At 59.7% G+C, this 7,962-nt stretch carries 12 protein-coding genes and 1 other RNA gene; 4 read left to right on the top strand and 9 right to left on the bottom strand.

Features of this window, described 5'->3' with window-relative positions; genetic code table 11:
* Positions 1-193 precede the first annotated feature (193 nt).
* The 5 genes from HK22_RS07190 to HK22_RS07170 all read right to left on the bottom strand — a co-directional run bounded on the left by HK22_RS07190 (position 194) and on the right by HK22_RS07170 (position 2,358).
* Entirely contained in the window at positions 194-1,009 is an 816-nt protein-coding gene (locus HK22_RS07190) for a TIGR00282 family metallophosphoesterase (RefSeq protein WP_062027031.1), read from the bottom strand.
* An 11-nt stretch (positions 1,010-1,020) separates the two neighbouring features.
* A complete protein-coding gene (locus HK22_RS07185; RefSeq protein ID WP_086648790.1) occupies positions 1,021-1,599 on the bottom strand; it encodes a 5-formyltetrahydrofolate cyclo-ligase in 579 nt (192 codons plus the stop codon).
* A non-coding RNA gene (gene ssrS, locus HK22_RS07180) (6S RNA) lies at positions 1,586-1,742 on the bottom strand. The genes HK22_RS07185 and ssrS overlap by 14 nt, the downstream gene beginning before the upstream one ends.
* 49 nt (positions 1,743-1,791) lie before the next feature.
* A complete protein-coding gene (locus tag HK22_RS07175; protein ID WP_062027026.1) occupies positions 1,792-2,136 on the bottom strand; it encodes a cell division protein ZapA in 345 nt (114 codons plus the stop codon).
* A gap of 3 nt (positions 2,137-2,139) precedes the next feature.
* Positions 2,140-2,358 (bottom strand): hypothetical protein, encoded by a 219-nt coding sequence (locus HK22_RS07170; RefSeq protein ID WP_062105642.1) that lies wholly within the window; start codon positions 2,356-2,358, stop codon positions 2,140-2,142.
* Between the two features lie 35 nt (positions 2,359-2,393).
* Between HK22_RS07170 and HK22_RS07165 the strand changes: the two genes are divergently transcribed.
* Complete coding sequence (locus HK22_RS07165) at positions 2,394-2,828, top strand: hypothetical protein (protein WP_143412391.1); 435 nt, start codon at positions 2,394-2,396, stop codon at positions 2,826-2,828.
* Positions 2,815-3,393 (top strand): thiamine phosphate synthase, encoded by a 579-nt coding sequence (locus HK22_RS07160; protein WP_086648788.1) that lies wholly within the window; start codon positions 2,815-2,817, stop codon positions 3,391-3,393. The genes HK22_RS07165 and HK22_RS07160 overlap by 14 nt, the downstream gene beginning before the upstream one ends.
* Here HK22_RS07160 and HK22_RS07155 read toward each other — a convergent pair.
* The 3 genes from HK22_RS07155 to epmA all read right to left on the bottom strand — a co-directional run bounded on the left by HK22_RS07155 (position 3,364) and on the right by epmA (position 5,743).
* Positions 3,364-4,146, bottom strand: coding sequence for a fasciclin domain-containing protein (locus HK22_RS07155; RefSeq protein WP_086648787.1), 783 nt, complete (start codon positions 4,144-4,146; stop codon positions 3,364-3,366). The two genes, HK22_RS07160 and HK22_RS07155, sit on opposite strands and share 30 nt — an antisense overlap.
* 56 nt (positions 4,147-4,202) lie before the next feature.
* Positions 4,203-4,628, bottom strand: coding sequence for a hypothetical protein (locus HK22_RS07150; protein WP_198945504.1), 426 nt, complete (start codon positions 4,626-4,628; stop codon positions 4,203-4,205).
* Between the two features lie 107 nt (positions 4,629-4,735).
* Positions 4,736-5,743, bottom strand: a complete 1,008-nt coding sequence (gene epmA, locus HK22_RS07145; protein WP_077803073.1) for an EF-P lysine aminoacylase EpmA — start codon at positions 5,741-5,743, stop codon at positions 4,736-4,738.
* Between the two features lie 53 nt (positions 5,744-5,796).
* Here epmA and HK22_RS07140 point away from each other — a divergent pair, with 53 nt between their 5' ends.
* Entirely contained in the window at positions 5,797-6,855 is a 1,059-nt protein-coding gene (locus HK22_RS07140) for a lysine-2,3-aminomutase-like protein (RefSeq protein ID WP_086648786.1), read from the top strand.
* A gap of 14 nt (positions 6,856-6,869) precedes the next feature.
* On the opposite strand, the gene HK22_RS07135 is transcribed toward HK22_RS07140, so the two are convergent.
* The gene (locus HK22_RS07135; RefSeq protein ID WP_086648785.1) at positions 6,870-7,178 is read right to left on the bottom strand and encodes a carboxymuconolactone decarboxylase family protein; all 309 of its coding nucleotides are present in this window, start codon (positions 7,176-7,178) and stop codon (positions 6,870-6,872) included.
* A 216-nt stretch (positions 7,179-7,394) separates the two neighbouring features.
* Between HK22_RS07135 and efp the strand changes: the two genes are divergently transcribed.
* Positions 7,395-7,961: an elongation factor P gene (gene efp, locus HK22_RS07130; protein WP_062032946.1), complete on the top strand. Its 567-nt coding sequence runs from the start codon at positions 7,395-7,397 to the stop codon at positions 7,959-7,961.
* Position 7,962 lies beyond the last annotated feature (1 nt).

Raw genomic sequence — 7,962 nt, 5'->3', positions numbered from 1 at the left:
GCCCTAGAAGTGAGCCCCGCTGCGTCGGTGAACGGGCTTATACGGGCACCAACCCACACTGTCAAACAGAATTCACAAGACACTTATCAACAGAAAAAATCCCGGTTTTCTGCGGTAAAAATGACTAACCCACGTTATTCATTGCGAATCGCACTCGAAAAAAGGCGGATTTTTCTCAAATTTTCTGCTTTTCTCAGAAGTCCGGCCAGTTGGGAGCCAGATGGCCACCAATCCGCAGCGGGGCGACCTTTCTGGCCAGACCGGTGGCATCATCCGTTTCCACCATGAGCCCACAAACTGTCGCCTCCCCTTCCGCCGGCTGCGGACGGTCACCCGGGGTTTTACGAACCAGTTTGTGAAGGGCGGCGGGTTTTCCCATTCCTATGACGCTATCGTAGTCGCCACACATTCCCGCATCTGTCTGATAGGCTGTGCCTGCGGGCAGAATCCGGTGATCTGCGGTGGGAACATGCGTGTGGGTCCCCACCACGACAGAGGCCCTGCCATCAAAATAGGCTCCAAAGCCCATTTTCTCGCTGGTGGCCTCGGCATGAACGTCAATCAGGATGGCATGGACCGTCACCCCGAGCCGATGCCGGGACAGGATTTCGCTCACAACCCGGAAAGGATCATCCAGCGGGTCCATGAAAATGCGGCCCATCACATTGATGACCAGAGCCCTGCGCCCGCGACTTATTTCGACGATATGGCTCCCCTGCCCCGGGGTTCCGGCAGGATAATTGGCGGGCCTGACGATATGAGGGGCCTGATTGATATAGCCGATCATGTCACGACGGTCCCAGGCATGGTTGCCCAGCGTAATGACATCGACCCCGGCGCTATGCAGGTTTTTCGCTATATCAGGCGACAGGCCATAGCCGTGTGAAGCATTCTCCCCATTGGCGACCACCAGATCCAGTGAGAGTTTCTGACGCCAATCGGCCAGATTTCGGATAATGGCCTCACGCCCGCTACGCCCGATAATGTCGCCCAGAAACAGCAGTCTCAACAGTCAGTCTTTCATAATGGTTTTGGGAGATCAGCCCTGATAATTCCGCGCTCGGTCACAATCGTTTTTAACGGAATGTCGTAAGGCCCAGTCGGCACGGAATCGACCTGCTGACCGGCGAAACCGAAGCCGATCGCCGGCACATCCAGTGCGGCCAGAGTACGGTCATAGTAACCGCCACCATATCCAAGGCGGTAACCGAAACGGTCGAACGCCAGAAAGGGAACGAGAACGAGATCCGGAACCTCAATTTCCCCTTCGGGATGCGATGTTCCGAAACGACCAGCGATCATGGGGCAAGCGGGCGTCCAGCGCCTGAAAACCAGAGGAGAGCCCTTGGGCGTGGTCTCAGGTAACAGAACCTGACGTCCTGTTTCCGACACAGCGTGACATAGAGGCCGAAGATCGACTTCTCCGGCAAGAGGCCAGACAGCGGCAATCCGCTGGGCTGGCTGTGCAAGAATTTCCTTCAGGAGAAGAAGGCGCAGCCGCTCTTCGTCAGCAGGAGAAAGTGCCTGCCGATACTCCGCCATTTTACAACGCAGTCTTTTTTTAAGAACGTCGATCTCGGAAATCTGTGGAGCCGCCAAAGCCGTTGGTCTTTTCAGCCCTCCTAGACCTGCAAGTGCAGGTGGGCACCGGTTAACGTGACCAGGGCCACGACAGAGCCAGTTCCCATAGGAATGCTTATCGGCCCGGGGGATGATTTGCCTGACGCACCAGGCAGCTCCACTCCCTATATTAGACTGTCCGGCCCGATGTTCAATGCAAACCTTGAAGAATCAGGAGGCGCGTTCAAGTTCTGCAGCAAGAAGCTCCGCCTGCCCCGCCAGTCGGGCCAGCCGCTCCTGACGCGCGCCCTCACGTTGAAGCAGATGGCCTGCCTGCTGGATCTGCGCCTCGGCCTGAGGCGAAATCTGCCGGTGCTTCAGTTCGAAAATTTCATCGGCCATCAGAAGCGCTGCCATCATGAGCGTCTTGGATTCGCTTGCAGCGCCACCCAGACTCCGGGCCCGCTGGAGCCAGCCTTCGACATGACGGGCCATGTCATACAGATGCGCTTCTTCGCCATCCTGACACCCGACGCTATAGACATAACCATTAAGGCGAATAGACACCTGTCCCATTGGTCAGCCCTCTTTCCTGTTCAGCACGCCCTGAATGCGAGCGCACAGCGCATCAATATTGGCTGCAAATTCCGAAAGATCAGGCGCAGAATGAAGGGCGCGCTCACAGGCTTCCTTTGCCAGCACATGACGCTCCGACGCAGCAGCAATCCGCATCATCGCTTCCTCAAGACGCTCAAGCGTCTTATCGTCCTGCGCAATACCTGTCTCGTTTACCGCCACGTTCTTCCCGTTCCTGTAATCACTATGCCAGTCAAATGCCCGATACAGACCCGCTCCGGCCCGTTGCTCAGGAAAGACCCGATCCCGCTTTGGGGTCAAGGACATCCCTGCCCATTCACTATCCTGTTTTCGTAATTTCGTCGCGCCACGAGATGGAGCGTCTGGCCCAACTCAAGGGAAAACGGTTTCTTGCTCTTTCCGTCGAAAGTGCAGGCAGCAGTTTTGGCGTTCCCTGGTGGCTGAACGTCGTGAATACGCATGCAGAACTGTCCATTCTGGACTGCGGCGACTCCCCCACGGCGGCACGGCAGGCACTGGATCTCGGGGTTGGAGGGGTGATCTGCCGGGTCAATGCGGCACAGTTGCGCACTCTGCAATCCTATGACCGATACCGCGGGCGCCTCCTGACGCTCAGACCGCCTAGCTCCCGCTCCGACAATCTGCGAGAAGATCCCCATGACAGCCTGTGATCTCTACCCCGTTCTGCAAACCGGTTTCGATATGGACGCCGCTTTGGCGGTACTGCACAATATTCTGCCGTTGCCTGAAGTCACCGCCCTGCGGCTGCCTCGTGGCTGGACACCAGAGAAAGCACAGCTTTCAAAACTCGTAGCGCTGCTTCATGCCAATGGGGTCGCCCTGATTCCTGAAGTCGACGTTCCGCTGTCCGGCACATCAGATTCTCTGCTGGGAATCTGCGATGGACTGCATGTCGCCTGTGTCGAGGATCTGGTCACCCTTCGTAAGACCGTCGGGAGCGACATGCCGATCGGCTGTCACTGCGACAACCGTGATGACGCCATGAAAGCTGGCGAATCGGGCGCAGACTATGTCGCGTTTCCAGCGGGCGATCTGGAACTGGTGAAATGGTGGAGTTCCGTCATGGAGCTTCCCGGCGTTACCGAGAACGTCACGACCCCGACTGACGCGTCTCTGGCGATCGCTGCCGGGGCTGATTTCCTTGCCATCCCCCTTCAGTTTGATGGCAAGGATCAGGAGCGGTTTTCAGCGATGGCCGTGCTTGCCGCCGGTTGAAACCGTTTTGACAGGTATCGGCAGCAGCGTATCTTGGGTGAAGTAAAGAACGCCATTGGACTGTGGGAAAGACTTACCCCACAGGCGGTTAGTCTCACCAACTGCGTTTTCGAGCAGCAACTCACCGGTATGCGGAGACCTTTCTACGCCCAGAAGATCCCCGTACAGGGTCTTCAAACCGATCGCATGCCCATGATTGCGCTGGATCGCCCGGCGCAAAGCGGCTTCGTTCCATTTTCCATTGGCAATTGTGTAGCCCAGAATATGGACAAGCTGCCCACGGTTCGCCGGAGCCAGCAGCCCACCAGGCCAGCGCGCACTCAGACGCTCAAAAGCGGCGTTGGGAATCGCAAAAAGCGTGTACGGCCCCGGACCGCTGATCCAGGGCTCCAGCTTCGCCACCCGGAGTGCCTTGACGTAATCGCTCAGTTCCAGAGAACCGGCGATATTTTCGTCAAGGGGACGGTCCTCGTAGGACATCATCGGAGGAGAATGGTAGGCAACCGGGCTGTTGGGCGTCCCGTCCGCGGTGGGCTGGTAAGCACCATCCGTAGTTCCCGGCATGGTGGAAGCCCGGGCGCTGATCCGGGTCTCGAAACTGTCCTGATAGTTCTTCGTCCAGTCCGTACCCTGCCAGTCAGGATCGCCACAGGCGGAGAGCGTGGCCCCGAGAAGAAGCCCTACGCCGAGTTTCAGCCCCTTCCCCCAGCCCGAAAACCGTCGTGAGGGAAAAACATCGAGTCGCACATCCATGCCTGATCGCACCATCCTGTGAGCGGGAGAGACGACCATAGAGCAGGTCGGGTGATTCAGCACCCGTCCCCGCGCATGGTCCATCCGACGACCCTGCCGCTGACCAGCTCGAATGTCGTCTGACAGCTCGTGTTGTAATAGGTCGACGGAAAACCGCCACCCCATCCACCCATGCCGCCCCAGCCGCCACCCCAGCCGCCCATGCCACCCCAGCCACCGCCCCAGCCGCCCATGCCGCCGCCCCAGCCATCCCAGCCCCAGCCACCACCGGGAGAATACTGCGTCTGGTTGTCGATATAGGCGAGGAACGTATGGCCCTGCGCATCGTAGTTGCGGGTCGGCACACCAAACTGGCGCAGGACATCCACTTCGGACTTGCCGACCATGGAATCCAGAACCTTGCGCTGCTGAAGAGTCGGGACCTCACAGGCGGAAAGGCCCAGCAGCACCAGAACGGACAGCACGCCAACTTTTTTCATCATCATCTTCCCCGACTGTGCCGCTGCAACGCGGTCATGTTCCTCTTTCGACACGTTCTAGCCCTTCTGACGCAAAAGAAGGATTAAAACTCCTGCAAGTTCCGAAAAGATCAGGCCAACCACAAAATGTCACTGATCCGCGGCGCCCCCGTTGCCAGCATCACCAGCCGGTCAAATCCGAGCGCGATCCCCGAACAGGGCGGCAGATCCGGCAGCGCCGCCAGAAAATTCTCGTCCACCGGCCAGTCCTGATCCGGTGACAGACCGATACGGCGCTTGCGGTCCGTTACAAAACGCTCCCGCTGCTCCACCGGATCCGTCAGCTCCTCGAACGCATTTGCCAGTTCCAGCCCCCCCACATACAGCTCGAACCGCAGGGCGGCGCGCCCATCCATCGGATCCCGGCGCGCAAGAGCGGCCTGTTCAGCCGGCCAGTGCGTCAGGAATGTGGGACGTTCACGGCCGATCACAGGCTCGATACGCTCCAGCAGAAGCCGGAAAAACAGATCCTCCCAGGTCTCCCCGTTGCGCAGACCAACACGCGCCTGCTCTGCAAGGGCTGCAGCATCTCCAGCCGTTCCCAGCAGATCCGCCCCCACATAACGCGCGAAAGCAGCCTGCATCGTCAGACGCTCGAAGGGGAGTGACAGATCAATGACATCCGTGCCCCGATGCACCACAGGCGGCAGAAGGGCGCGCAGGAAAGATTCCGTTTCATCCATCAGAGACGACAGGTCAGCACCCGGACGGTACCATTCCAGCATGGTAAATTCGGGCGCATGCGTGTTGCTCGCCTCACCATTGCGCCAGACGCGCGCGAGCTGGAACACGGCTTTCCCCGTCGCCGCCACGATCCGCTTCATCGCGAATTCCGGACTCGTGTGCAGGAAACGCGCCTCGCGGGAGCCGTCAGGGCGTTCAAGCTCGGTTCTGAAGCACCGCAGATGGACTTCTTCTCCTGGAACGGGAACGGCGCAGGGCGTCTCGACTTCCAGATAGCCCCGTTCTTCAAAGAAGCTCCGAACGGATCTCACCATCTGTGAACGCCGTTCGAGCAGCGGCAGACGCTCGGCGATCCGGGCCGAATCAGCGGCCAATCCAGCGGACAATACGGTCATGGCGTCTATCGCTCCTGTTGCAAAACGGGGACCCACACCGCTAGAGGCATCACATGCACGATATGGTCAAGACAGCCCAACAGCATTCCCCAAAACGCGCCACTCTCCGCACACCGTCGGATCTGATCGACGCAGGGCTGGCGCATGAGACGAACCGTTCAATGCTCGAAGCGGTGGGCGAACGCTTCACGATGGCTATTCCTCCCGCCTTTCAGGACCTGATCACACATCCGGACGACCCTATCGCCAGACAGGTCATTCCCGATGCGCGCGAACTGGTCACGCTGCCGCACGAAGACACGGACCCGATCGGTGACGATGCGCTCTCGCCCGTTCCCGGAATTGTCCACCGCTACGCGGATCGTGCGCTTCTCAAGCCTCTGCTGGTCTGCCCGCTTTACTGCCGCTTCTGCTTCCGCCGCGAACACGTCGGGCCCGGCGGTGGCCTTCTGAATGATGCGCAACTTGAAACCGCGCTGGACTGGGTGCGGCAGCATCCCGATATCCGTGAAATCATCCTCACGGGGGGTGATCCGCTCATGCTGGCTCCCCGCCGGCTGAAGCACATCGTGCAGTCCCTGTCCGACATTCCCCATATCGAAACCATCCGGATCCATTCCCGCGTCCCCGTCGCCGATCCGGCCCGCATGACGGAAGAGCTTCTGGATGCGATGGAGACGGACCGCGCCATGTGGCTCGTGGTCCATGCCAACCACGCCAGCGAACTGACACCGGAGGCCACGAAAGCCATCCGCGCCGTCCTGTCGCGCGCCATTCCGGTCCTGTCGCAATCGGTTCTGCTGCGTGGGGTCAACGATACGGTGGAAAGTCTGGAAGCCCTACTGCGGGCATTCCTGAAAGCGCGGGTCAAACCCTATTACCTGCACCATCTGGATGCCGCCGCCGGAACGGGACATTTCCATGTTCCGGTCGAGGAAGGACAGGTCCTGCTGCGGCAGCTCCGCGGGCGTGTGACCGGCCTTGCCTGGCCAACCTATGTTCTGGATATTCCGGGCGGCCGGGGCAAAGTCCCGATCGGCCCGGAATATCTCAAGCCCGGCTCTCCGGGGACGGTCTCAACACCCGACGGCGAGACGTGCGACTTCACCTGAGACGGAAGAAGAGCCTACTTCGCGTCAAACATATGCGTGGCGTGCGTGATCGCACCGCCCGCGCGGATCGCTGCGGCCACAAGCGCGATTTCGGAAAGCTGGGCGTCCGTCGCCCCGGCTTCACGCGCCGCCTTCACGTGAAGTTCAATACAGTACGGACACTGGGTCGTCAGGGCGACTGCCACGGCGGCAAGCTGCTTGGTCAGGGCGCTGACGGCCCCTTCCTCGAAAGCCGCGCGGTCGAACTGCCAGAAAGCGTCCATGCCCTTGGAGGCATTGGCTTCGAGATGGGAAATGCGCGAGAGGTTCTTCATATCGTACATGCGTCTTCTCCTTGCGTTTCGCCCTGACCCTCAGGACGCACACACAGTCTGACATGACCTGCCCAGTGCGCGCTCCCAAGCCCCTCTTCCTTCACACTTTCCTGAAGTCCCCACAGCCCACGTATCCCTTGTGCCTTGCTTAGAGCCCCCGTGCGGCGCTAGAAGCCCACAAGACGTGACAGAAAATCCCTATCCAAGGGTCATCAGGACACAAGCATGAAACAGCAAGCCAACCTTATCCGGGCCGGCCAGGTCATCGAGCACGACGGTCGCCGCTGGACGGTTCTCAAGCAGCAGATCATCACCCCGGGCAAGGGTGGCGCCTTCATCCAGGTCGAAATGCGCGATCTCAAGACGGGCAACAAGACCAACGAGCGCTGGAGAACGGCTGATTCCGTCGAGCGTCTGATGACGGAAGACAAGGACTACACCTACTCCTACATGGATGGTGACAATGTCGTCCTGATGGACCCGGAAACGTTCGAGCAGCTGATCCTCGCCAAGGACATCTTCGGCGACCAGTTCGCATTCCTTCAGGACAACATGCCGCTGAACGTCAAGCTGGTCGAAGGCGACCCGGTGGGCGTGGAACTGCCGCCGCATGTGACGCTGGAAATTACGGAAGCCGACCCTGTGGTCAAGGGCCAGACGGCCAGCTCGTCCTACAAGCCTGCCGTGCTGTCCAATGGCGTCAAGACGCTTGTTCCGCCGTTCATCGAAGCCGGTGAGCGCATTGTTGTCCGCACGGAAGACGCCTCCTACGTCGAACGCGCGAAGGACTGAT

Origin of the sequence: Gluconobacter sp. DsW_056, from assembly GCF_002153595.1 — a bacterium.
GTDB lineage: Bacteria > Pseudomonadota > Alphaproteobacteria > Acetobacterales > Acetobacteraceae > Gluconobacter > Gluconobacter albidus.
This window is presented reverse-complemented; position numbering and strand designations above follow the sequence as displayed.